The 23,877-nt window shown below is 66.7% G+C and carries 21 protein-coding genes; 18 read left to right on the top strand and 3 right to left on the bottom strand.

The window, feature by feature from the left end; genetic code table 11:
* Window positions 1–29 precede the first annotated feature (29 nt).
* Complete coding sequence (locus ACVWYO_RS04585) at window positions 30–1,259, bottom strand: PQQ-dependent sugar dehydrogenase (protein ID WP_457348982.1); 1,230 nt, start codon at window positions 1,257–1,259, stop codon at window positions 30–32.
* A 210-nt stretch (window positions 1,260–1,469) separates the two neighbouring features.
* Between ACVWYO_RS04585 and rimP the strand changes: the two genes are divergently transcribed.
* From rimP to ACVWYO_RS04660, 15 genes are all read left to right on the top strand, one after another.
* Window positions 1,470–2,048 (top strand): ribosome maturation protein RimP, encoded by a 579-nt coding sequence (gene rimP, locus ACVWYO_RS04590; RefSeq protein WP_332793528.1) that lies wholly within the window; start codon window positions 1,470–1,472, stop codon window positions 2,046–2,048.
* Window positions 2,048–3,664: a transcription termination factor NusA gene (gene nusA, locus ACVWYO_RS04595; protein ID WP_457348983.1), complete on the top strand. Its 1,617-nt coding sequence runs from the start codon at window positions 2,048–2,050 to the stop codon at window positions 3,662–3,664. Before rimP ends, nusA begins: the two co-directional genes overlap by 1 nt.
* Entirely contained in the window at window positions 3,664–3,912 is a 249-nt protein-coding gene (locus tag ACVWYO_RS04600) for a tautomerase family protein (protein WP_457348984.1), read from the top strand. The genes nusA and ACVWYO_RS04600 overlap by 1 nt, the downstream gene beginning before the upstream one ends.
* Entirely contained in the window at window positions 3,893–4,753 is an 861-nt protein-coding gene (locus tag ACVWYO_RS04605; RefSeq protein ID WP_457348985.1) for a DUF448 domain-containing protein, read from the top strand. Before ACVWYO_RS04600 ends, ACVWYO_RS04605 begins: the two co-directional genes overlap by 20 nt.
* Window positions 4,750–7,554 carry a translation initiation factor IF-2 gene (infB, locus tag ACVWYO_RS04610; protein ID WP_457348986.1) on the top strand — a complete coding sequence of 935 codons (2,805 nt, stop codon included), beginning with the start codon at window positions 4,750–4,752 and terminating at the stop codon, window positions 7,552–7,554. Before ACVWYO_RS04605 ends, infB begins: the two co-directional genes overlap by 4 nt.
* Before the next feature lie 145 nt (window positions 7,555–7,699).
* Window positions 7,700–8,101, top strand: coding sequence for a 30S ribosome-binding factor RbfA (gene rbfA, locus ACVWYO_RS04615; RefSeq protein WP_457348987.1), 402 nt, complete (start codon window positions 7,700–7,702; stop codon window positions 8,099–8,101).
* Window positions 8,079–8,399: an AbrB/MazE/SpoVT family DNA-binding domain-containing protein gene (locus ACVWYO_RS04620; protein WP_457348988.1), complete on the top strand. Its 321-nt coding sequence runs from the start codon at window positions 8,079–8,081 to the stop codon at window positions 8,397–8,399. Before rbfA ends, ACVWYO_RS04620 begins: the two co-directional genes overlap by 23 nt.
* Window positions 8,400–8,422: 23 nt before the next feature.
* Complete coding sequence (locus ACVWYO_RS04625) at window positions 8,423–8,788, top strand: type II toxin-antitoxin system VapC family toxin (protein ID WP_457348989.1); 366 nt, start codon at window positions 8,423–8,425, stop codon at window positions 8,786–8,788.
* A complete protein-coding gene (locus tag ACVWYO_RS04630) occupies window positions 8,788–9,366 on the top strand; it encodes a thymidine kinase (protein ID WP_457348990.1) in 579 nt (192 codons plus the stop codon). Before ACVWYO_RS04625 ends, ACVWYO_RS04630 begins: the two co-directional genes overlap by 1 nt.
* A 14-nt stretch (window positions 9,367–9,380) precedes the next feature.
* Window positions 9,381–10,085 (top strand): site-2 protease family protein, encoded by a 705-nt coding sequence (locus ACVWYO_RS04635; RefSeq protein ID WP_457348991.1) that lies wholly within the window; start codon window positions 9,381–9,383, stop codon window positions 10,083–10,085.
* Window positions 10,082–11,122 (top strand): tRNA pseudouridine(55) synthase TruB, encoded by a 1,041-nt coding sequence (truB, locus tag ACVWYO_RS04640; RefSeq protein ID WP_457348992.1) that lies wholly within the window; start codon window positions 10,082–10,084, stop codon window positions 11,120–11,122. Before ACVWYO_RS04635 ends, truB begins: the two co-directional genes overlap by 4 nt.
* A 20-nt stretch (window positions 11,123–11,142) precedes the next feature.
* A complete protein-coding gene (rpsO, locus tag ACVWYO_RS04645; RefSeq protein WP_010183700.1) occupies window positions 11,143–11,412 on the top strand; it encodes a 30S ribosomal protein S15 in 270 nt (89 codons plus the stop codon).
* A 173-nt stretch (window positions 11,413–11,585) separates the two neighbouring features.
* Entirely contained in the window at window positions 11,586–13,964 is a 2,379-nt protein-coding gene (gene pnp / locus ACVWYO_RS04650) for a polyribonucleotide nucleotidyltransferase (RefSeq protein ID WP_457348993.1), read from the top strand.
* Between the two features lie 142 nt (window positions 13,965–14,106).
* Window positions 14,107–15,858 (top strand): DUF885 domain-containing protein, encoded by a 1,752-nt coding sequence (locus ACVWYO_RS04655; RefSeq protein WP_457348994.1) that lies wholly within the window; start codon window positions 14,107–14,109, stop codon window positions 15,856–15,858.
* Between the two features lie 53 nt (window positions 15,859–15,911).
* Window positions 15,912–17,129, top strand: coding sequence for a histidine-type phosphatase (locus ACVWYO_RS04660; RefSeq protein ID WP_457348995.1), 1,218 nt, complete (start codon window positions 15,912–15,914; stop codon window positions 17,127–17,129).
* 143 nt (window positions 17,130–17,272) lie between these two features.
* Here ACVWYO_RS04660 and ACVWYO_RS04665 read toward each other — a convergent pair whose 3' ends face one another.
* Window positions 17,273–18,055, bottom strand: coding sequence for a MerR family transcriptional regulator (locus tag ACVWYO_RS04665; protein ID WP_457348996.1), 783 nt, complete (start codon window positions 18,053–18,055; stop codon window positions 17,273–17,275).
* A gap of 70 nt (window positions 18,056–18,125) precedes the next feature.
* On the bottom strand, window positions 18,126–18,968 hold the full coding sequence (locus ACVWYO_RS04670; protein ID WP_457348997.1) for an oxidoreductase: 843 nt from the start codon (window positions 18,966–18,968) through the stop codon (window positions 18,126–18,128).
* Between the two features lie 231 nt (window positions 18,969–19,199).
* Here ACVWYO_RS04670 and ACVWYO_RS04675 point away from each other — a divergent pair, with 231 nt between their 5' ends.
* The 3 genes from ACVWYO_RS04675 to ACVWYO_RS04685 all read left to right on the top strand — a co-directional run bounded on the left by ACVWYO_RS04675 (window position 19,200) and on the right by ACVWYO_RS04685 (window position 23,862).
* A complete protein-coding gene (locus tag ACVWYO_RS04675) occupies window positions 19,200–19,880 on the top strand; it encodes a response regulator transcription factor (RefSeq protein WP_457348998.1) in 681 nt (226 codons plus the stop codon).
* Entirely contained in the window at window positions 19,861–21,204 is a 1,344-nt protein-coding gene (locus tag ACVWYO_RS04680) for a sensor histidine kinase (RefSeq protein ID WP_457348999.1), read from the top strand. Before ACVWYO_RS04675 ends, ACVWYO_RS04680 begins: the two co-directional genes overlap by 20 nt.
* Before the next feature lie 192 nt (window positions 21,205–21,396).
* Window positions 21,397–23,862: a TonB-dependent receptor gene (locus tag ACVWYO_RS04685; protein WP_457349000.1), complete on the top strand. Its 2,466-nt coding sequence runs from the start codon at window positions 21,397–21,399 to the stop codon at window positions 23,860–23,862.
* The last annotated feature ends 15 nt before the right edge of the window (window positions 23,863–23,877 follow it).

The following is a 23,877-nucleotide window of genomic DNA, read 5'->3' on the forward strand; positions in this document are numbered from 1 at the left end:
CCAGCCTCGTGCCGGGGTGACGGGTGGGCTCATCTCTTCGGCGTCAGCCGCACCAGTTTGCCGTCATCCTCGAGCAGCCAGATCGCCCCATCGGGGGCCTGCGCCACGTCGCGGATTCGCGCACCCATGTCCCATTGGTCGGCGACCGTCGCGCTGTCGCCCGACAGCGCGATGCGGATCAGCGATTCGCCCGACAGCGCGCCGATCAACAGCGATCCGCGATACGCCGGAAACATCGCTCCCGAATAATAGATCATCCCGCCCGGCGAGATCGACGGGTTCCACCACAGTTTGGGGGCTTCGAGATCGGGCCGGCTAGGGTGATCGGGGATCGGCTTGCCAGAATAATTGTCGCCGTTCGAAACGATCGGCCAGCCGTAATTCTTGCCCGGCAGGATCAGGTTGAGCTCGTCGCCGCCCTTGGGGCCCATTTCCTCTTCCCACAGACGGCCATCGGGCGTGAACACCAGGCCGTAGGGATTGCGATGCCCGCTGCTCCACGTCTGGGCGCGCACCCCGCCCGCCGCCGCCATCGGATTGGCCGGTGCGGCCTTGCCGTCGAGCGTCAGGTACAGGATCTTGCCGAGGGCCTGCTCCGGATCCTGCGCCGGTGTGAAACGCTGCCGTTCGCCCGAGGAGAGAAAGAGCGACTTGCCGTTGGGCGCGAAGGCGATGTTCGCGCCGAACTGCCCCCCGACCCCGTCCGACCCGGCGCGCCACAGCACCTGCAGATTGACCAACGCGGTCCCGGTGAACAGGGCACGGGCGAGCGCCAGGCTGCTGCCGCCGGGGCGCGGTTCGGAATAGCTGATATAGACCAGCTTGCTCGCCGCGAAATCGGGGGCGGGCGCGATGTCGAGCAGGCCGCCCTGATTGTCGTTGAGCACCTTGGGCGCGCCGCTGATCTCGGCAATGGTGCCGTCGGGGCGGCGCAGCTTGATCTTGCCGGCCTTCTCGGTGACCAGCGCCGCGCCATCGGGAAGGAAGGCGATCGCGAACGGCTCGTCGAAGGTCGCGAGCACCTGCTGAGCGAAGGGCGGCTTGGTCGCGGCGCGGTTGGCGCGGCCGGTGGTCGCGGGGACGTTGGCGACGGTCGCCGCGGGCGCGTCGTCGGGCAGGCTTGTGACGGGCGCGCGGCTCGGCGCTGATGTCGGAGTCGGGGTGTTCGTCCCGGTGGCGGCACCCGCCGGCTGCTGCGGCTGTGCCGAACAGGCGGTGGCGGCCAGCAGGAGAAGAAGCGAAGCGCGCGACGACAGCATGGAATTCTCCGAAAGGCCCGAAAGACATACCGTCGTACCCCCGGACTTGTTCCGGAGCCACACCCCGCCTGCGACACAGTAAAGACAGCCGCTTGCCACTCGCCCCGCTTCGGCCTATATCGCGATCACTCTCTACATCGCCAGGTGAAGAGGCTGGAGCCCCCGGTTCCGGCGCCGAATACCTTTGCCTAACCGTCCCGAGGATTTCCATTGGCCGAAACGCCCGACCTGACCCCGCTGATCGCCCCCGAAGCTGCCGCGCTCGGCTTCGATCTGGTGCGCGTGAAGCTGTTCGGCGGCAAGGGCGACCTCACGCTCCAGGTGATGGCCGAGCGACCTGACACGCGGCAGCTGACGATCGAGGATTGCGCCGAACTGTCGCGCCGCATCTCGGACGTGCTCGACACGCTCGAGGCCGAGGGCCGCGACCCGATCACCGACGAATATCGCCTCGAAGTGTCGTCGCCCGGGATCGACCGGCCGCTGACGCGCCTCAAGGATTTCGCCGACTGGACCGGCCACGAAGCCCGCATCGTGCTCGCCGCGCCGATCGAGGGGCGCAAGGTGCTCACCGGGCTGCTGAAAGGCGTCGAGGGCGATCGCATCACCATCTACCTGCCCAAGCATGGCGAGATGGAGATCGGGTTCGACCAGGTCGGCACCGCCAAGCTGGTGCTGACCGACGCGCTGATCGCGGCGACTCGCCCGCTGTCGCTCGCCGGTGTCGAAGAAGAAGAAATCGAAGACGAAGCGCTGCCCGAGGGCATTGAAGACGAAGGACATAATTGATGGCCACCGCCGTTACCGCCAACCGCGCCGAGCTCATCGCCATTGCGAACGCAGTGGCCACCGAGAAAATGATCGACAAGGGCATCGTCATCGAGGCGATGGAAGACGCGATCCAGCGCGCCGCCAAGGCCCGCTACGGCGCCGAGAACGACATTCGCGCGAAGCTCGACCCCAACACCGGTGACCTGCGCTTGTGGCGCGTCGTCGAAGTGGTCGAGGCGGTCGACGATTACTTCAAGCAAGTGAACCTCAAGGAAGCGCAGAAGCTCCAGAAGGACTCGGTCGTCGGCGATTACATCGTCGACCCGCTGCCCCCGATCGAATTCGGCCGCATCGCCGCACAGGCCGCCAAGCAAGTCATCTTCCAGAAGGTCCGCGACGCCGAGCGCGAACGCCAGCATGAAGAGTTCAAGGACCGCATGGGCGAGATCATCACCGGCGTGGTGAAACGCGTCGAGTTCGGCCATGTCGTCGTCGATCTCGGCCGCGCCGAGGGCGTGATCCGTCGCGACCAGCAGATCCCGCGCGAAGTGGTGCGCGTCAACGACCGCATCCGCTCGCTGATCATGAACGTGCGGCGCGAAAATCGCGGCCCGCAGATCTTCCTCAGCCGCGCGCACCCCGATTTCATGAAGAAGCTGTTCGCGCAGGAAGTGCCCGAGATCTACGACGGCATCATCGAGATCAAGGCCGCTGCCCGCGACCCGGGTTCGCGCGCCAAGATCGGCGTGATCAGCCATGATTCCTCGATCGATCCGGTCGGCGCGTGCGTCGGCATGAAGGGCAGCCGCGTTCAGGCGGTCGTCCAGGAAATGCAGGGAGAGAAGATCGACATCATCCCCTGGTCGCCCGACACCGCGACTTTCGTCGTCAACGCGCTGCAGCCGGCCTCGGTCAGCCGCGTCGTGATCGACGAGGAAGAGGATCGCATCGAGGTCGTCGTTCCCGATGACCAGCTCTCGCTCGCAATCGGTCGTCGTGGCCAGAACGTGCGTTTGGCGTCGCAGCTGACCGGCAAGGCGATCGATATCCTCACCGAGCAGGATGCGTCCGAGAAGCGCCAGAAGGAATTCGCCGAGCGCACCGAGATGTTCCAGACCGAGCTCGACGTCGACGAGACGCTCGCGCAGCTGCTGGTTGCCGAGGGCTTCGGCGCACTCGAGGAAGTCGCCTATGTCGAGGTCGAGGAAATCGCCTCGATCGAAGGCTTCGACGATGATCTCGCCGCCGAGCTGCAGAGCCGCGCCGCCGAGGCGCTCGAGCGTCGCGAAGGCACGAATCGCGAGGAACGCCGCGCGATGGGCGTCGAGGACGCGCTCGCCGAACTGCCGCATCTCAACGAGGCGATGCTCGTCACGCTCGGCAAGGCCGGGATCAAGACACTCGACGATCTCGCCGATCTGGCGACCGACGAGCTGATTCAGAAGAAGCGCCAGGAACAGCGCCGCCGCGCCGAGGGCGCCGACGCCAACAAGCGCCCCGAGGACAAGGGTGGCGTGCTGGGTGAGTACGGCCTCTCGGAAGCGCAGGGCAACGAGATCATCATGGCCGCGCGCGCGCACTGGTTCGACGACGAGCCGGCGGCAGCGCCTGCTTCGGAGGAGAGCGAAGCCTGATGCCGTTCGTCAGCATCCGCATTTCGGGCAGCGCGACCAAGGACCAGAAGTCCGCGATCGTCGCCGATGTCACCCAGTCGCTCGTCGAGCGGCTGGGCAAGAACCCGGCTGCGGTGCAGATCGTGATCGAAGAAGTGAGCCTCGAGAATTATGGCGCGGGCGGGATTTTGCTCGCCGACCGTGACGCCCCCAAGTCCCAGCCCGCCCCCAAGTCGCAGGAGGACGCTCATGCGGAATCCTCGCAATGACACGCTAGGCGCCACCCAAACTCCCCTCCCGCTTGCGGGAGGGGCTGGGGGAGGGCCTGACGAGGGCGCGTCCCCCGCTGACAGCCCCTCCCCTAACCCCTCCCGCAAGCGGGAGGGGGAGGAAGCGGTGCGCCGGTGCATCCTGCTCGGCGAACGCGCGCCGCGCGAAGCGCTCGTGCGACTCGCGCTGTCGCCCGATGGCCACGTCCTCCCGGACGTTCGCGCCAAGGCCCCAGGCCGTGGTGCGTGGATTGGCGTGACTCGCAAGGAGCTCGAGACCGCGATCGCCAAGGGCAAGCTCAAGGGCGCGTTCGCGCGCGCCTTCAAGACCGGCCCGGTGCTGATTCCCGACGACCTGCCGGAGATGATCGCCACCGCACTCGAACGCGCAGTCCTCGACCGACTCGGCCTCGAGGCGCGCACCGGCCACCTCCTCACCGGCTCGGACAAGATCGAGACCGCGGCGCGCTCGGGCAAGCTGACCATGCTGCTCCACGCCTCCGACGCGGGCACCGACGGCAACCGCAAACTCGACCAGGCGTGGCGAATCGGCAACGATGAAGAAGGCAGCGCTTTGCGGGGGTTGGCACTGCCGGTCAGCCGCACCATATTGGCCGTGGCGCTAGGTCGGCAGAATGTGGTACATATCGGCCTGACAGAACGCGATGCTGCAAAGCGGGTGGGCGAAACGCTCAACCGCTGGCTGCATTTCATCGGCCCCGAATCCGCCCTCGTGGCTTGCGAAACACCGTCGCAAGGCGCATCGGCGCACATATCCAACCCGGCGGGAAGTGGCATCCCTGCTGCGGCTGACGACGACACATGCGAGGAATTTGAGTGAGCGATACCGACAACGAAAAGCCGAAACTCGGAATGCGTCAGCCGCTCGGGCTGAAGCGCACGATCGAGACCGGCCAGGTCAAGCAGAGCTTCAGCCATGGACGGCAGAACACCGTCCAGGTCGAAGTGAAGCGCCGTCGCGTGCTCGGGCCCGGCGGCGCGCCGGCCACGGCACCCGTCGAGCAGGCCGCCCCGGCACCGGCGCCCGTCGCCGCGCCGCGTCCGGTCGCGCCGACCCCGCCACCGCCCCCGCCCGTCTCGCCCGGCAACTCGCTGCTGTCGCGTCAGGAGCTCCAGGCCAAGCTGCTGCGCGAAGCCGACGAAGCGCGGATGAACGCGCTCGAGGAAACCCGTCGCCGCGAAGAGCGGCTGCGGATCGAGGCGCAAGCCGAGGAGCGCCGCCGCGCCGAGGAAAATCGCCGCGCCGGCGATGCCCCCGACAGCGCCGCTGCGCCCGACCCCGTGCCACAGCCTGCGCCCGAGCCTGTCGCGGCCCCGGTCGCCGAGGCTGCTGAGCCCGTCGCCGCACCGGCCCCGGCCGTCGAAGCCGCACCCGCGCCCGCCCCTGCGGCAGCTGCGCCGGTCGCCGGTCCGGCTGCGCCTGCGCCCGTCGCTGCTGCGCCAGCTCCTGCCCCGGCGCCAGCCGCAGCGCCCGCCCCGGTGCTGCGTCCGCTGAGCCTCGAGCGCGATCCGTCGATGCCCGCGCCACGCCTGTTCACGCCCGTACCGCGTCCCGAGCGTCCGCGTCCGGCACCGCCCGCCCCGGCGCCCGAGCCGACGCCTGCTGCGGCCACGCCCGCCGCAGGTGCTGCCGGTGCTGCCAAGCGTCCCGCCATCGGCGTCGCCGCGCCGGTTGCTCCGAACGAACCCGCGCGTCCCGGCCAGCGTGACCGCAAGGGCGACGAACGTCGCGGCGGCAAGCTGACCGTCAACCGTGCGCTCGACGGCGGCGACGGCGCTCGCGCCCGTTCGCTCGCCGCGCTCAAGCGCGCGCGCGAAAAGGAACATCGCCGCATGGGTGGCCCGCGCGAAGTGCAGGCCAAGCAAGTCCGCGACGTCGTCGTGCCGGAAGCGATCACCGTCCAAGAACTCGCCAACCGCATGGCCGAGAAGGGCGCCGACCTCGTCAAGATGCTGTTCAAGATGGGCTCGCCCGTCACGATGACGCAGACGATCGACCAGGATACGGCCGAGCTGCTGGTGACCGAATTCGGCCACAACATCGTTCGCGTCAGCGATTCGGACATCGACATCGCGATCGAGACCGATGCCGATCCCGAGGATACGCTGCTGCCGCGTCCGCCGGTCGTCACGATCATGGGCCATGTCGATCACGGCAAGACCTCGTTGCTCGATGCTTTGCGCGGCACCGACGTCGTGCGCGGTGAGGCCGGTGGCATCACCCAGCATATCGGTGCCTATCAGGTCACGCTGAAGGACAAGTCGAAGGTCACCTTCCTCGACACGCCAGGCCACGAAGCCTTCACCGAAATGCGCCAGCGCGGCGCCAACGTGACCGACATCGTCGTGCTCGTGGTCGCAGCGGACGACGCGATCAAGCCGCAGACGGTCGAAGCGATCAACCACACCAAGGCCGCCGGCGTCCCGATGATCGTCGCGATCAACAAGGTCGACAAGCACGACGCCAATCCGCAGAAGGTCCGCGAGGCCCTGCTGCAGTATGAGGTCGTGGTCGAGGAGATGTCGGGCGACGTCCAGGACGTCGAAGTCTCGGCGCTCAAGAAGACCGGGCTCGACGAACTGATCGAGAAGATCCAGCTTCAGGCTGAACTGCTCGAGTTGAAGGCCAACCCGAACCGCGCGGCAGAAGGCACCGTGATCGAAGCCAAGCTCGACAAGGGCCGCGGTCCGGTCGCGACCGTGCTCGTCAACCGCGGCACGCTCAAGGTCGGCGACATCTTCGTCGTCGGTGCCGAGAGCGGCAAGGTCCGCGCGATGACCAACGACAAGGGCATGCAGATCAAGGAGGCCGGCCCGTCGATGCCGGTCGAAGTCCTCGGTCTCTCGGGTGTCCCGCGGGCGGGCGATCCGCTGTCGGTGGTCGAGAACGAAGCGCGTGCGCGTGAAGTTGCGGAGTACCGCCAGAGCGTCATCACCTCGAAGCGCACCGGCGGTGGTCCGGCGAGCCTCGAGTCGATGTTCTCGGCTCTCAAGGAAAAGCAGGCGATCGAATATCCGCTGGTGGTCAAGGCCGACACGCAAGGGTCGGTCGAGGCGATCGTCGGCGCGATCAACAAGATCTCGACCGATCTCATCAAGGCGCGCGTGCTGCATTCGGGCGTCGGTGGCATCACCGAGAGCGATGTCACGCTGGCGGGTGCCAGTGGCGCGCCGATCATCGGCTTCAACGTTCGTCCGAACGCCAAGGCCCGCGAGATCGCCGAGCGTCACAAGGTCGCGTTCAAGTACTATGACGTGATCTACGACCTCACCGACGAGATCCGCGCCGGCATGGCGGGCGAGCTCGGACCGGAAGCGTTCGAAACGGTCGTCGGCCGCGCCGAAATCCGCGAGGTCTTCTCGGCGGGCAAGCACGGCAAGGCAGCGGGTCTGCTTGTTACCGAGGGCAACATCCGCAAGGCGCTCAAGGCGCGTATCACCCGGGCGGATGTCATCATCTACCAGGGCGAGATCGCCTCGCTGCGCCGCTTCAAGGACGATGTGGCCGAAGTGCGTGCGGGTCTGGAGTGCGGCGTGACCTTCACGTCTAACTTCGTCGACATCAAGCCGGGCGACTTCCTCGAAACCTTCGAAGTCGAACTGCGCGAACGCACGCTGTGATACCTTCCCCTCTCCCAGCGGGAGAGGGGAAGCCGCGGAGCGGCGCGGGGTGAAGGTGCGCGATAGCGCGCCGTCACCCTCACCCTCCCAAGCCAAATGGCTTGGGCCCCTCCCTCTCCGGCTGGGAGAGGTGTAAGAAGGCATTATGCGCCCAACCGATACTCCCGAATCCCGCAACGTCCGCCTGCTCCGCGTCGGCGAGCAGATGCGGCACACGCTGAGCGAGATCCTCGCGCGCGGCGATGTGCATGACGAGACGCTCGCCAAGCATTCCGTGACGATCACTGAAGTGCGCATGTCCCCCGATTTGCGCCACGCGACGGTGTTCATGAAGCCGCTGCTCGGTCGCGACGAGGAAGCCGTGCTGAAGGCGTTGCGCACCAACACCGCCTACCTCCAGCGCGAGGTCGCCGCGCGCGTCCACATGAAATACGCCGCCAAGCTCAAGTTCCTGGCGGACGACAGCTTTGACGAAGGCAGCCACATCGACACATTGCTCCGCGACCCCAAGGTGGCGCGCGATCTTGAGCCCGATACCGACGATTGACAACCGTTTGGGTAAGACGCATCTTACCACAATGAATGCGCAGACCAAGATTTCGTCGAAAGGCCAGGTCGTTATCCCGAAGGATATTCGCGACTCGCTCCAGCTCAAAGCGGGCGAGACGCTGAATGTGTCGCGGCAGGGACGTCGAATCGTGCTCGAGGTTGCGGAGCCCGAGCGCGAACGGATCAGTTACGAGGAATTTCGGCGACGCGTTCCCTCCTATGTCGGGCCAGCGGTATCGATCGAGGACATGAACCGGGCAGTCGACCGGATGTTCGCGGAACGCGGCAGACCTTGAAGGCGATCGATAGCAATATCGCTTTGCGCGTCATCACCAACGACGATCCGGTTCAAACGCCGATCGCCGTGGCGTTGATCGCAAGCGAGCCAGTATTCGTGTCGCTCACGGTCGCGATGGAAATCGAATGGGTGCTGCGGAGTGCGTATCGCTGGACGACCGACGCGATTGCCAACGCGCTCACAGCTTTTGCCTCGCTCGACAATGTGCATGTCGAGGAAGCAGGGTGGCTCGGCTGGGCGATTCATCGTTTGCGCGACGGCGCCGATTTCGACGACATGATACACCTCATCGCCGCTCGCGATTTTGACGGGTTCATATCGTTCGAACGTAAACTCAAAACTCAGGCCGGGCCCGCCAGCCCGGTCCCCATCGATCGTCTCCCCTGATGGCCAAGCTCTATTTCTACTACGCCTCGATGAACGCGGGCAAATCGACCAACCTTTTGCAGGCCGATTTCAACTATCGCGAGCGCGGGATGCGCACGGTGCTGCTCACCGCCGCGATCGACGATCGCTTTGCTGCAGGGACAATCACCACGCGGATCGGGCTGGCCGCGGATGCGATCGCATTCGAGCGCGATACCGATCTCGTCGCGATTGTGACGCGCGAGGGCGAGGCGGCGCCTGCCTGCGTGCTCGTCGACGAGGCGCAATTCCTCACCGCCACCCAGGTCGATCAGCTTGCCCTGCTGGCCGATGTCCACGGCATCCCGGTGCTCGCTTATGGGCTGCGCACCGATTTCCTTGGTGCGTTGTTCGAAGGATCGGCGCGATTGCTGGCGATCGCGGATTCGCTGATCGAGATCAAATCGGTCTGCTGGTGCGGGCGCAAGGCGACGATGAACCTGCGCGTCGATGCAGCCGGCCGCGCGGTCGCCGCGGGCGCGCAGACCGAGATCGGCGGCAACGACCTGTACATTGCGCTGTGCCGTCGCCATTTCAGCGAAGCGCTCTGCGCTGCCTGACAGAACGGACCCCGATGACCAATCCCGACCTGCCCTACACCATCGCGGTGTGGCTCATCCCGCTCGTGATAGCGATCGTGTTTCACGAAGTCGCACACGGCTATGTCGCGCGGATCTTCGGGGATCATACGGCCGAGCGGCTCGGGCGCCTCACGCTCAATCCGATCCGCCATGTCGATCCGATCGGGACGATCGTCCTGCCGATGATCCTCGCGATCGCGCATGCGCCGATCTTCGGCTGGGCCAAGCCGGTGCCGGTCGACAATCGCAAACTGCGCAATCCGCGCCGCGACATGATGCTGGTGGCACTGGCCGGACCTGCGACCAATTTCGTGCTGGCCACGCTCACCGCGCTTTCGCTAGCGGCGTTTGTCGGCTTGGCCGGGGGTATTCCGCCCGAGGGCGCGCCACACACTGTGACCGGCTTCGTGTTCGATTCGCTCTACAGCTTTCTGCTGATCAACGTCTTCCTCGGCGTCTTCAACCTGATCCCGCTGCCGCCGTTCGATGGCGGGCATGTCGTGCAAGGGCTGCTGCCCCGCGCTGCCGCGATCCAATATGCCAAGCTCGCGCGCTTCGGGCTGCCGCTGCTGCTGATCCTGCTGTTCGTGCTGCCGATGATCAGCCCGCAGGCCGACATCATCCGCCGCGTGATCGGGCCGGTCGCGAATGCCGTCGCCGATGTCTTCCTGCGGATCGCGCAGCTCGGCGGGGCGTGAGCGGCGTGCATGGCTGGCTGATCCTCGACAAGCCATTGGGGCTGGGCTCGACGCAGGGTGTCTCCGCGGTCAAGCGCGCGCTGCGCGCCGCGGGCCACGATGTCAGCAAGCGCGGCATCAAGGTCGGGCACGGCGGGACGCTCGATCCGCTTGCCACCGGCGTGCTGCCGATCGCGCTCGGCGAGGCGACCAAGCTCGCCGGGCGGATGCTCGACAGCGACAAGGTGTACGATTTTACCGTGACCTTCGGGGCGGAGACCGACACGCTTGATCTTGAGGGTAAGGTCATTGCCGAAAGCGCGGTGCGGCCGACGCTGGCGCAGGTCGAGGCGGTGTTGCCGCGCTTCACCGGACCGATCGAACAGGTGCCGCCGATCTATTCGGCGCTGAAGGTCGATGGGGAGCGGGCCTATGATCTGGCGCGCGCTGGCGAGGCGGTGGTACTCGCGAGCCGGGCGGTGACGATTCACGCTCTTAAAATCCTCCCCCGGGAACCGGGGGAGGGGGACCGTGAGCATTCAGCGAACGGTGGTGGGGGAGCGACGGCTGTTGTCGCACCCAGCCCCGGCCCACTCCACCGCTCGGCTGAAGAAGCCGAGCGGTCACCCTCCCCCGCTGAAGCGGGGGAGGAATTGGAGAGCGTCATGCTCACCGCGCACGTCTCCAAGGGCACCTACATCCGCTCCCTCGCCCGCGACATCGCGCTTGCCCTAAATACCGTCGGCCACGTCACCATGCTCCGCCGCACCAAGGCCGGGCCGTTCACCCTCGAAAACGCGATATCGCTGGACAAACTGGCCGAACTCGGGCAGGCGCGCGCCCTTGAAGACAAACTCCTGCCATTGAGGGCGGGGCTGGACGACATCCCGGCTCTATCCCTCTCCCCCGATCAGGCAGGGCTGCTCCGTCAGGGGCGGGTGTTGATCGGGATCGCCGCAGACGATGGCTCCTACTTCGCGACATCGGAAGAAATTCCCGTCGCTCTGGTGGAAGTCCAGGACCGCGAGGTCCGCGTCGTCCGCGGTTTCAATCTCTGAATGATGTCGAAGGAAGAAACATGACGATCACTGCAGAGCGCAAGGACGCGCTCGTCAAGGAACATGGCCGCGTCGAAGGCGACACCGGCAGCCCCGAAGTCCAGGTCGCGATCCTCACCGAGCGCATCCGCAACCTGACCGAGCACTTCAAGGGCCACAAGAAGGACAACCATTCGCGCCGCGGGCTGCTGATGATGGTCAACAAGCGGCGCACGCTGCTCGACTATCTCCGCCACAAGGACGGGGCGCGGTATACCGCCCTCATCGCGAAGCTCGGGTTGCGCAAGTAACTCGAACGCTCACGGAACGGCGCCCTCGGGCGCCGTTTCTACATCTAACCCCTTTCGCCATTCCGCAATTCGGCGGTTTGGCCGGGAGCCACGAAAGGCTCCGAACCGCGCGGACCGGCTAGTCCGCACATAGGCCCCACTGGCATCCGGCCAGTGGTGTTGAAGGAAACGATATGTTCGATACCAAGACCGTAACCACCCAATGGGGTGGCAAGACGCTGACGCTGGAAACCGGCCGCGTCGCGCGCCAGGCTGACGGCGCCGTGATGGCGACGCTCGGCGAGACCGTGGTGCTCTGCGCCGTGACCGCCGCCAAGTCGGTGAAGGAAGGCCAGGACTTCTTCCCGCTGACCGTCCACTATCAGGAAAAGTACAGCGCAGCCGGCCGCATCCCCGGTGGTTTTTTCAAGCGTGAGCGTGGCGCGACCGAAAAGGAAACGCTGACCAGCCGCCTGATCGACCGCCCGATCCGCCCGTTGTTCCCCGAAGGGTTCTACAACGAGATCAACGTGATCTGCCAGGTCCTGTCGTATGACGGCGAGAACGAGCCCGACATGCTGGCGATGGTCGCTGCATCGGCTGCGCTCACCATCTCGGGCGTGCCGTTCATGGGCCCGATCGGCGCAGCCCGCGTCGGCTACATCGACGGCGAGTATATCCTCAACCCGACCGTCGAGCAGATCAAGGCGGGCGAGCTCGACCTCGTCGTCGCCGCGACCGGCGATGCCGTGATGATGGTCGAATCCGAAGCCAAGGAGCTTTCGGAAGAAGTCATGCTCGGCGCGGTGCAGTTCGCGCACAAGGCGTGCCGCGAAGCCGCCAATTTGATCATCGATCTGGCCGAGCAGGCTGCCAAGGATCCGTGGGAAATGGCCGCACAGGCTGATCTCTCGGCTGCCAAGGACAAGCTCAAGAAGCTGATCGGCAAGGACATTGCGGCTGCCTATAAGGTGACCGACAAGTCCAAGCGGTCGAACCTGCTCAACGAAGCCCGCGCGAAGGGCAAGGCAGCGTTCGCCGATGCCGCCCCGCAGGACCAGATGGCTGCCGGCAAGCTGATGAAGAAGCTGGAAGCCGAAATCGTTCGCGGCGCGATCCTCAAGGACGGCCAGCGCATCGACGGCCGCACCACCACGCAGATCCGTCCGATCGAGGCGATAGTGCACTTCCTGCCGCGCGCGCACGGTTCGGCGCTGTTCACCCGCGGTGAAACGCAGGCGATCTGCACGACCACGCTCGGCACCAAGGACGCCGAGCAGATGATCGACGGCCTGACCGGCCTGTCGTACGAAAACTTCATGCTGCACTACAACTTCCCGCCTTACTCGGTCGGTGAAGTCGGCCGCTTCGGTGCGCCGGGCCGTCGTGAAGTCGGCCACGGCAAGCTCGCCTGGCGCGCGCTGCACCCGGTGCTTCCGTCGAAGGACGAGTTCCCGTACACGATCCGCGTTCTCTCGGACATCACCGAGAGCAACGGCTCGTCGTCGATGGCGACGGTCTGCGGCGGTTCGCTGTCGATGATGGACGCAGGCGTTCCGTTGAAGCGCCCGGTCTCGGGTATCGCGATGGGCCTGATCCTCGAGGGCAAGGACTTTGCGGTTCTCTCGGACATCCTCGGCGACGAGGATCACCTCGGCGACATGGACTTCAAGGTCGCAGGCACCGAGGCCGGCATCACCACGATGCAGATGGACATCAAGATCGCAGGCATCACCGACGAGATCATGCGCGTTGCCCTGGCGCAGGCCAAGGAAGGCCGTGCGCACATCCTCGGCGAGATGGCCAAGGCGCTCGACCACACGCGTGAGGAACTCTCGGCGCACGCACCGCGCATCGAGACCTTCACGATCGACAAGACCAAGATCCGTGACGTCATCGGCACAGGCGGCAAGGTCATTCGCGAGATCGTCGCGACGACCGGCGCCAAGGTCGACATCGACGACGAGGGCGTGATCAAGGTGTCGTCGTCCGACACGTCGCAGATCGAAGCCGCGATCAAGTGGATCAAGGGCATCGTCGAGGAAGCCGAAGTCGGTAAGGTCTATGACGGCAAGGTCGTCAACCTGGTGGACTTCGGGGCGTTCGTGAACTTCATGGGTGGCAAGGACGGTCTCGTCCACGTGTCCGAAATCAAGAACGAGCGCGTCGAGAAGGTCTCGGATGTTCTTTCCGAGGGTCAAGAAGTGAAGGTCAAGGTCCTCGAGATCGACCCGCGCGGCAAGGTTCGCCTGTCGATGCGCGTCGTCGACCAGGAGACCGGTGCCGAGCTCGAAGACACGCGCCCTGCCCGTGAGCCGCGCGAAGGCGGCGACCGTGGTCCGCGTCCGCCGCGTCGTGATGGCGACGGTGGCCGTGGTCCCGGCGGCGGTGATCGTGGTCCGCGCGGCGGTGGTGGCGGCGGCGAAGGCCGTGGCCCGCGTCGTGACGGCGACGGTGGCCGTGGTCCCCGCCGTGATGGCGGCGGTGCACGCCCAGAGCGCGCCGCTGGCGGCAACGAGGACGGCCCTGCGCCCGAGTTCGCCCCTGCGTTCCTGACGGGCGACCGCGACTAAGACCGACGCGGAAACGCTTTGGTGAGAGAGGGGCTCGGAGCGATCCGGGCCCCTTTTTCGTGGGCGTGTCGGCCGCGTAAAAGCCGCCTCTTATCCGGCGCGGAAACTTCGCCTAGGCTTTCTGCAAAGATAGGGGAATTCCATGCGTCGTCTCGTTCTCGCAGCCTTGCTTGCCACCGTTGCCGCGCCCGCGGTCGCCGCCCCTGCCGACGACCTCCACCGCGTCATCGCCGATCATTGGGCGTGGTTCCTCAAATCGAACCCGGTCTACGCGACGTCGCTCAGCGTGCACGCCTATGACGACCGGCTTGGCGATTTCAGCCTGGCCGAGCAGGACCGCCAGGCGGCGCAGGCGGCGCTGTTCATCAAGCGGCTCGATGCGCTCCCGGCGGCCAGGCTGACCGACGAAGACCGCACCAACAAGGCGATCCTGCGCCGCATCCTGTCCGAACAGATCGAAGCCAACGGTTTTGGCGAGCGGATGATCACCTTCACCACGCTCGGCAGCTGGTACCAGAGCTTTGCCGGCCTCGCCGACACGGTGCCGGTGCGCACGCGTGCCGACTTCAAGAGCTACCTCATCCGCCTCGCGCAGTTTCCGGGCGCCAATGCGCAGCAATTGGAGATCACCCGGCAAGCGGTCGCGGGCGGCTATGTCCAGCCGTGCGTCGCGCTCGTCGGGTTCGAGACGACGATCACCGGCGTCATCACCGCCAAGCCCGAGGATTCGCGCTTCTACGCGCCGTTTAAAGGCAACCGCCCGGCGGGGATGAGCGACACCGAATGGGCCGACTGGCAGAGCCGCGCGCGCGTGCTGATCACCGACACGATCAACCCCGAATATCGCAAGATCGCCGACTATTACCGCACCGCCTATCTCCCCAAATGCCGCGTCAGCGTCGGCGCCGCAGCGCTGCCCGAGGGCGCGAAATACTACGCCTTCCAGGTTCGCCAGCAGACCACGACCGATCTGACACCGGCGCAGATCCACGATATCGGCCTGTCGGAGGTCAAGCGGATCAAGACCGCGATGGAAGCGCTCGCCAGGAAAGCCGGCTTTGCCAGCCGCGAGGCGTTCATCCAGGAACTCCGCACCAACCCGAAATATTACGCCACGAGCGAGACCGAACTGATGAGCGCCGCCGCGCTGCAGGCCAAGGCGAATGACGGCAATATGCCCAAGCTGTTCGGAACGCTGCCGCGCCTCCCCTATGGCGTGCGCCCGATCCCGGCCGAAACCGCGCCGAGCAGCCCGGCCGCCTATTACATGCCGGGGTCGCCCAAGGTCGGCATTTCGGGGACGTTCTACGTCGACACCGCGAAGCTCGACCAGCGCCCGCTCTACGAGCTTCCGGCGCTGGTGAGCCATGAGGCGGTGCCGGGCCATCACAACCAGATCGCGCTGCAGCAGGAAATGTCGCTGCCCGATTTCCGCAAGTACGACACCAATTTCACCGCCTTCGTCGAAGGCTGGGGGCTCTATTCGGAGCATCTCGGGATCGAGCTCGGCATTTACGACACGCCCGAAAAGGACATGGGGCGGCTGTCGTACGAAATGTGGCGCGCGTGCCGGCTGGTGGTCGATACCGGGCTGCACGCGCAGGGGTGGACCAAGGACCAGTCGATCGCCTTCATGAAGGCCAATACCGCGCTGACCGACGCCAATATCGAGGCCGAGGTCAATCGCTACATCACCAATCCGGGCCAGGCGCTCGCCTACAAGCTCGGCGAATTGAAGATCCTCGCGCTGCGCCAGCGCGCCGAGACCAAGCTCGGCGCGAAGTTCGACGTGCGGCGCTTCCATGACGCGGTGCTCGAACATGGCGCGGTGCCGCTCGACCTGCTCGACACGCAGATCGACGCCTGGATCGCGCGCGAGCAACGCGCCGCCTGACGCCGCACGGCTGTCACACTAAGCGGGCAAGGCGGGGCCAAGGAGACCGACCCATGAAGACCCCGCTGCGCCTTGCCGCGCTCGCGCTTGCCATGACGGCGCTCGGTGGCGCTGCGCCCGCGCCGAACGCCCCGACCGGCCTCAAGGTCGATCGCGTCGTGCTGCTGATGCGCCACGGCATCCGCCCGCCGACCAAGGCGCAGCCGATGCCGCAAGGCGTCGCCGCCGACGCGTGGCCAAGCTGGCCGGTCGCGCCCGGCTGGCTGACGCCGCATGGCGCCGCCGCGGTGGTGGCGGTCGCGGATGCCGACAGGGCAAGCTTCGTCGCGGACGGGCTAATGACGGCGACGACGTGCCCGAAGCGCGTTGCCCTGCTCGCCGACAGCGACCAGCGCACGATCGCAACCGCGCGGAGCTACGCCAGCGGGCTCGCGCCCGGCTGCGCGATCGCGATCGAGCATCGCCCGCAGGACGAGGCGGATCCCTTGTTCAACCAGATCGCCGACGGCCACGCGCCGCTCGACCCCGCGCGCGCGGCGGCCGCGGTCGATGCCGCGGTCGGGCCGGGCGGGATCGCTGCAGTCGAGCGCAGCGTGACGCCGCTGCTCGCGCGGCTCGATCGCATCCTGTGCGGGCCGGCAACGACGCAGTGCGGCGTCGCGCGCGAGCCCTCGACGCTCACCCCCGCCACCGCCACGACGCGCCCCAAGCTCGGCGGCGCGCTCGATCGCGCCTCGACTGCGGCGCAGATCCTGCTGCTCGAATATGCCGAGGGCAAGTCCGCGCCGGACGTCGGCTGGGGCCGCGCCACCGCCGAGGACGTGACCGCGTTCGGGGCGTTCCATGCGCTCGAATTCCGCCTGCTTGCCCGCCCGCCCTATATCGCGGCGCGCAATATGGCAGGCCTGAGCCCCCGGATCCTCGCCTGGCTGTCGGACGACGGGACCGCAGCGCCGACGATCGCAATGATCGCGGGGCACGACACGCAGGTCGCCAACCTCGCCGGGCTGCTCGACCTGCACTGGCGCGTACCCGGCATCGCCGCCGACGATCCCGTGCCGGGCGGGGCGATCGTGCTCGAGCGGCTGAGCGACGCGAGCGGGCAGCATTACGTCCGCGCGGTCTACCGCGCGCAGTCGCTCGCCGAACTGCGCGCCGGCACTGCGCGTGCGCAGTATCGCGCGGTGCTGCCGATTGCGGGCTGCACCGCGCGTGGCGTGGTGGGATTGTGTACGCTGGCGGCGTTCAGCACCAAGCTCGCGGGGCGCTGAGCGGTTCGCTCATCGCGCTGCCCCCCACTCGTCACCCCGGGCTTGTCCCGGGGTCCACCGGGACGCGGATCCTGCACGTGCAGGACGCGCGGCACGGTGGACCCCGGCACGAGGCCGGGGTGACGGCTAGGGGCGGTGATAAGTCAGAGCGCGGCTTGCGCCTTGCGTGCCACCATCGCCTCCTGAATGAACCCGAACACGACCGCATCGAAACCCGGATCGGCCTCGTGCTGCCATTCGTCCATCCGCTGGTACATCGCGTTCACCCCCGCCTTCATCGCTGGCGTCGCGACCGCTTCGAACGGCGCGAGCAACGCCTGCCACTCGTCGAGGAAGCCCTGCGCCGCATCGCTCGCGGGTGCGAGCGGCAGCGCCGCCTTGATCCGACCACCGAGATCGGCCCATTGCGCGGCATAGGCCGTCGGATCGTATTCCGGCGGCATCGCGCGCGCCGTCTCGGCAAACGCGGCTTTCTCCTCGGGCGTGAAGAAGCGGTCGGTCACCAAATCCCATTTGTCGTGTGTCATCACGCGGTCTCCGTGCTGGATCAGCGAGCAGAAGGTCGCGACATCGATGGGCTCGCTACGCTCGATGCGGGACTGGACGGTGAGCAGCAGCGCACGCGCCGCGGCAATGTCGTCGGCTTGCGCCGAGAGCGCAGCGAGTTGCGCCGCGACGATCCGCGCGAGCGACACCGGCCCGTCGCGGGTGAAACGCTCGATCTGCGCGAGCGTCAGCCCGGCGCGCTTGAGCGTCACGATCTGGTGAACGCGCTCAAGCTCCACAGGACCATAGAACCGCCGCCCCGACGCCGAGCGCAGCGGCCGCACCAACCCGCGCGCCTCGTAGAAACGCAGCGCGCGTGTCGTCAGGCCGGTGCGGCGGGCGACGTCGCTGATGTCGAGCGTAGGCGGGAAATCGGGCATGGCAGGACTATGCCGCTTGACGCTGCGTCAACCGCAAGCGGTTTCTTCGCAGCACCGTCCTCGGCGAAGATCAGCTCGGAAAATCGGTCCCGATGCTGGTCGCCTCTCCCGCCTCGATCTCGGCGAGCGCATCGCGCAGCGTCTTGGTCACCGCGTCATAGCCCCATTGGCCGAGCACGAGATGGCGCGGCGGATCGGCCTGTTCGGTCAGCGCGATCATCGCCGCCGCCGCGCGTGCGGGGTCGCCCGCCTGGCTGCCGCTGATCTCCGACGTGCTCGCCAGCCGCTTGCCCGCGGTTTCGGCATAGGCCGCGATCGCGACCGGAGTCTGTTTGAGCGAACGACCGGCCCAGTCGGTGCGGAACGGCCCCGGCTCGACGCACGTCACCTTGATGCCGACCGGCGCGCCCTCGGCGCGGAGCGCGTCGGAGAACCCCTCGACCGCATGCTTGCTCGCGGCATAATAGCCCGAGCCCGGAAAGCCGACAAACCCGGCGACCGAGCTCAGATTGATAACATGGCCCGATTTGCGCGCGCGCATCCCCGGCAGCACGGCGCGCGTCAGCGCAAACAGGCCGAACACATTGGCCTCGAACTGCGCGCGGATCTCGGCATCCTCGCCTTCCTCGATCGACGCCTGATAGCCATAGCCGGCATTGTTGACGAGCACGTCGATCGCACCGAAGCGCTCGGTCGCCGCCGTGACCGCCGCCGCGATCTGCCCGGCATCGGCCATGTCGAGCGCCAGCGCGAGCACACGGTCCTCGGCGCCCTCCGCCAGATCGCGCACCCGCTCGGCATCGCGCGCTGTCGCGACGAGGCGCCAGCCGCGCGCAAGCACTTGCTGGGCGAGTTCGCGACCGAAGCCGGTCGAGCAGCCGGTGATGAACCAGACGGGGGCTTCGGAGGCCATGCGCAATTCCTCTATGGGGGTCGGCGAGATCAATCGGCAGGACCGCACGCCGGGGTCGGTAAGGTCTGCTCAAGACGCCCGACACCGCAAAGCGATCCATCGCGTTGCTGCGGCGGGGTGGGTTGGCGGGGTGGGTTGGCGGGGCCTGATCCCGTCCGTCCAGGCGACTGTCATGCAGGTTTCACAATTGCGGCGGAAGGCGTTCCTTTCCCTCAGTCCAAGGTGACATTGGTGGCGACGGTCCTGGTTGTCGAGGACGATCCCAAATCGGCGGACGCGATCTGCGCGATCCTGGCCGAGGAAGGGCTGCGCGTGACGACCGTGCAGGATGGCGCCGAGGCGTTCCTCCAGGCGAAGGACAAGGATTTCGACGCGATCGTGCTCGACCGGATGCTGCCCGGCGGGATCGACGGTGTCGGCGTGCTCGACATGCTGCGCAAGGCCGGCATTCGCACCCCGGTACTCATCCTCAGCGCGCTCTCGGCGCTCGAGGAGCGCGTCCGCGGCCTGCGTGCGGGCGGCGACGATTATCTCGCCAAGCCGTTCGAGCCGCTCGAACTCGCCGCGCGCGTGATGGCGCTGATCCGCCGGCGTGTCGCCGAGACCTCGTCGATCAGCCTCGAGCATGGCCGGGTGCGGATCGACCTGATCGGGCGCGAGGCGTGGATCGACGGCGCGCGCATCGATCTGCAGGCGCGCGAGCTGCAACTGCTCGAATATCTCGTGCGGCATCACGACCGGCCGGTCACGCGTGCGATGATCTTCGAGGATGTGTGGGGCTATCGCTACGACCAGCGCACCAATGTCATCGACGTCCATGTCACGCGGCTGCGGCGCAAGATCGAACGCGCCGACATGCCACCGCTGATCGAGACCGTCAGGGGGACCGGCTATGTCTTTCGCAGCCATTAAGCGCTGGCGGCGCAGTTCGAGCGCCCGTGTCGCGATCCTCTTCCTGCTGCTGTTCGGCGCGGCGGCGACGGGCTTGCTCGGCTTCGTCCATGATCGCGCCGTCGCGCATTTCAACGCGCAGACCGACGAATGGCTCGCGCGCGAGATCGTGCGGATGACACGGGAGACCGATCGCGCCGCGGCGGTCGAGCGCGTCGCGCGGCACAACCGCTCGGACGTCCATCATCTGCGCCCCTTCGGGCTGTTCGATCCGAGCGGACGCTTGCTTGCTGGCGCACCGCGCGCCCTGCCCGGCGGGCATCCCGATGGGCTGCAGTTCGACCTGACCAGCGTGACCCCGCGTGGCGCCGTCGATTTGCGCGCGATGACGGTCCGGCTCGGCAGTGGCGATCGCTTCCTCGTCGCGCAGGACCTGCAGGAATCGCAGGCCTTTGCGGGCGACATGGTCTCGGCGATCGTGTGGGGCGGGCTCGCGCTGCTCGTGCTCGGCCTGTCGGGTTCGGTGCTGCTCGCCGTGTCGCAGGAAACGCGGATCCGCACGCTGACGCACAGTCTGCACGAGATCATGGCGGGGCGGCTCGACGCGCGGCTGCCGCCGTCGCAGCGCCGTGACGAGCTCGACGATCTCGCGTGCGAGGTCAACCGCATGCTCGATGAGGTGCAGCGGCTGATGCTCGAGGTGAAGGCGGCGGGCGACAATATCGCGCACGACATGCGCACCCCGCTCACGCGCCTGCTCGCGCGGTTGCGCCAGGCCGATAGCAGCACCTGCAGCCCCGCGGTTATGGCGGCAGCGATCGGTGACGCCGTAGAAGAAGTCACCGGGATGATCGCAATGTTCAACGCGCTGCTGCGCATCTCGGAAATGAACGAGGGCGCGCGGCGCGAAGGCTTCCGCATGCTCGATCTCGCCCAGGTGGTGACCGACGCGACCGATTTCCACGAGGTCGCCGCGATCGAGCGCGGCGTCAGCATCCGGCGCGAGATGCCAGCCGCGGTGGCGTTCGAAGGCGATGCCGATCTGCTGTTCGAGGCGGTCGGCAATCTCGTCGACAATGCGATCAAATATACGCCCACGGGCGGGGAGATCGTCATCGGGCTCGCAGCGGGACCGGTGCTGACGGTAAGCGACAACGGCCCCGGCATCCCGGCAGGTGAGCGCGAAAAAGTCTGCGCGCGCTTCCACCGCGTCGAGGCGAGCCGCAGCCAGCCGGGCAATGGGCTCGGCCTCGCGCTCGTCTCGGCGATCGCGCAGGTCCATCGGCTCGAGCTGCGGATCGGCGACGGCGCCCCCGGCTGCGTCGCGACGCTCTCCGCCGCTTGAGCCGCCCGCATTAACTCGAATTTAGAATAGCGACTTGGCCGGGCCATCGAACCGCCACACAGCCGTAACGACATCGCCCTAGAGGCGGGCTTAGCCAGCGGGGAGGCAGCCGGGCGGTCCGCTCCGCGGCGCCCCGGCAGAAGCGTCATAAGCGCCTGTAGCGTCTGGCCGATCTTATTGGGGACTTTTCCGATGCGCGCGACTTTCCGACAGACCCTGCTCGCCGGGGTTGCCCTGTCCGTCACCCTGCCCGCCACCGCGGTGGCGAACGACGTCGCGGCACCCGTAGCGGCACCCGCCCCCGCACCTGCGACGCCCGGCACCCCCGAGCAGACGACGACCAGCGCGAACAGCGCGGGGCAGGCGAACGACAAGCAGTCGCTGACCTCCGCCGACATCATCGTCACCGGATCGAAGACCGCGCAGAGCGCCCCGATCACCGTCTCGCTGACCACGACGCAGCCGCAGGCCGCGGTCAGCCGCGACTATATCGCCAACACCACCGCCGCAGCCGATTTCAACGAACTGATCGCGCTCACGCCGAGCGTGTCGATCTCGGGCGCGGGCAACGGCTATGGCCTCGGCGAGACCAAGGCGACGATCCGTGGTTTCCAGGACGGCGAATACAACGTCACCTACGATTCGATTCCGTTTGCCGACACCAACAACCCGACGCACCATTCGACGTCGTTCTTCCCGTCGAACACGATCGAGACGATCGTCGTCGATCGCGGCCCCGGCAATGCCAGCCAGCTCGGCCAGGCGACCTATGGTGGCAACATCAACATGTACTCGCGCGCCGCGAGCGAGCAGCAGAGCGCGCAGGTCGAGGGCATCGTCGGCAATTGGAACACCTTTATCGGTCGCGCCGAATATCAGTCGGGCAGCATCGAAAAGCTCGGCGGCGCGCGGATCGTGCTGACGGGGCAATATCTCCAGTCCGACGGCGCGCTGACCTATTCGCCGGTGGGTTCCAAAAACCTCTACGGCAAGATCGTCGCGCCGATCGGCAGCCACAACACGCTGACGATCATGAGCACGTGGAACCGCAACCATTATTATCAGTCGGATGTGCTCAAGGGCGCGACCTGCGGCAGCGCGCGCGTCGGGGCCAACGGCACGACCGCGCTCGGCACCGATGGCCAGCCGCTGACGCAGCTGACCGGCAACGATTGCGCGGTGACCTCGAACGTCGGGGTCTACGGCCGCAACTACGCGCTCGGCAACAACCCCGCGCAGCAAGATTACTGGAAGTACAACCGCACCGACAAGACCACCGATTTCTCGTACGTCCGCCTGCAGAGCGACCTCGGTTCGGGCTTCTCGCTCGACAATCGCGGCTACATGTACGGCTACACCAACAATACGCTGTCGGGGAACACCGGCACGGTCGTCAGCGGCTTCAGCGGCGCAGGAACTGCGGCGTCGCCCTACAAGGCGGTGGCAGGTACGGCGACCGACATCCTCGGCTATGACAAGCTCAACAAATATCGCGTCTTCGGCTATATCGGCCAGGTCAATTACGACTTCGCGCTCGGCAAGATCCGCGTCGGCGGCTGGTACGAACATGCCGTCACCGACCGCCACCTGATCGACCTCGACCGCACCACCGGCGGCTTCAGCTACAACGAGAAGTTCAACAACGGCAACGGCACCGCCGCGCAGAACGCGCTGCCGTCGATCGCCCAGGCCAATCTGTCCTACGTCCAGCATTCGAACTGGAACCAGTATCAGCTGTTCGGCGAGTTCGAGTTCCACCCGGTCGAAGGCCTGTCGATCACGCCGGGCGTGAAATACGTCCATTTCGAGCGCGGCATCGCCGCACCGGTCAACCAGAAGACGCGCCTGCCGCTCGACACGAGCCAGACCTGGACCAAGACGCTGCCGTTCGCGACGGTCAACTATATGCCGACGAGCAACTGGTCGTTCTACGGCCAGTATGCGCAGGGCATGTACGTCCCCGATCTGTCGAGCTTCTACTCGGCCTCGGGCACGCTCTCGACCGCGCTCGATGCGCTGAAGCCGCAGACCTCGACCAACTATCAGGTCGGGACGGTGTGGCACGGCAACAAGGTCTCGGTCGACGTCGACGGATACGTCATCAACATCGACAACAAGATCGGCTCGTGCACCACGACAGGCTGCGACCAGACGCTGCTGATCAACATCGGCAAGGTCCGCTACAAGGGCGTCGAGGGCTCGCTCAGCTATATGCCGGTGCGCGGCCTCACCCTGTTCGGCAACGGATCGTACAATTACGCGCACAGCGTGACGAGCGGCGAACAGATCGCCAAGGCGCCCTTCTCGACCGCGGCGGGCGGCTTCATCTATCGCCGTGAAGGCTTGCGCCTGTCGTTCGACCAGAAGTTCACCGGCCCCCAATATGCCAGCGAATACAATGGCAGCCCCGGCTACCGCCTGTATCGCATCCGCCCCTACAGCATTGGCGAATTCGCGATCAGCCAGGAATTCAAGGGCGGCCTGCGGCTCGGCGTGACGGTCAACAACGTGTTCAACAGCCGCGCGGTGACCGCGATTTCGACTAGCACGACGGGAGCGCCGGTCACGGCGGGCTATCAGAGCGGGTACGGCCAACTCGACCAGTTCAGCTATCTGCCGCCGCGCTCGTTCCTGGCCTCGGCCCGGATCAAGTTCTGATCGCTGCGAGCGGGG

Source organism: Sphingomonas sp. UYP23, assembly GCF_054059235.1.

Coding starts and splice junctions, on each gene's coding strand:
- ACVWYO_RS04585 (WP_457348982.1), bottom strand. CDS start 1,259: ATGCTGTCGTCGCGCGCTTCGCTTCTTCTCCTGCTGGCCGCCACCGCC.
- nusA (WP_457348983.1), top strand. CDS start 2,048: ATGGCCACCGCCGTTACCGCCAACCGCGCCGAGCTCATCGCCATTGCG.
- ACVWYO_RS04600 (WP_457348984.1), top strand. CDS start 3,664: ATGCCGTTCGTCAGCATCCGCATTTCGGGCAGCGCGACCAAGGACCAG.
- ACVWYO_RS04605 (WP_457348985.1), top strand. CDS start 3,893: ATGCGGAATCCTCGCAATGACACGCTAGGCGCCACCCAAACTCCCCTC.
- rbfA (WP_457348987.1), top strand. CDS start 7,700: ATGCGCCCAACCGATACTCCCGAATCCCGCAACGTCCGCCTGCTCCGC.
- ACVWYO_RS04630 (WP_457348990.1), top strand. CDS start 8,788: ATGGCCAAGCTCTATTTCTACTACGCCTCGATGAACGCGGGCAAATCG.
- ACVWYO_RS04635 (WP_457348991.1), top strand. CDS start 9,381: ATGACCAATCCCGACCTGCCCTACACCATCGCGGTGTGGCTCATCCCG.
- rpsO (WP_010183700.1), top strand. CDS start 11,143: ATGACGATCACTGCAGAGCGCAAGGACGCGCTCGTCAAGGAACATGGC.
- pnp (WP_457348993.1), top strand. CDS start 11,586: ATGTTCGATACCAAGACCGTAACCACCCAATGGGGTGGCAAGACGCTG.
- ACVWYO_RS04655 (WP_457348994.1), top strand. CDS start 14,107: ATGCGTCGTCTCGTTCTCGCAGCCTTGCTTGCCACCGTTGCCGCGCCC.
- ACVWYO_RS04660 (WP_457348995.1), top strand. CDS start 15,912: ATGAAGACCCCGCTGCGCCTTGCCGCGCTCGCGCTTGCCATGACGGCG.
- ACVWYO_RS04665 (WP_457348996.1), bottom strand. CDS start 18,055: ATGCCCGATTTCCCGCCTACGCTCGACATCAGCGACGTCGCCCGCCGC.
- ACVWYO_RS04670 (WP_457348997.1), bottom strand. CDS start 18,968: ATGGCCTCCGAAGCCCCCGTCTGGTTCATCACCGGCTGCTCGACCGGC.
- ACVWYO_RS04680 (WP_457348999.1), top strand. CDS start 19,861: ATGTCTTTCGCAGCCATTAAGCGCTGGCGGCGCAGTTCGAGCGCCCGT.
- ACVWYO_RS04685 (WP_457349000.1), top strand. CDS start 21,397: ATGCGCGCGACTTTCCGACAGACCCTGCTCGCCGGGGTTGCCCTGTCC.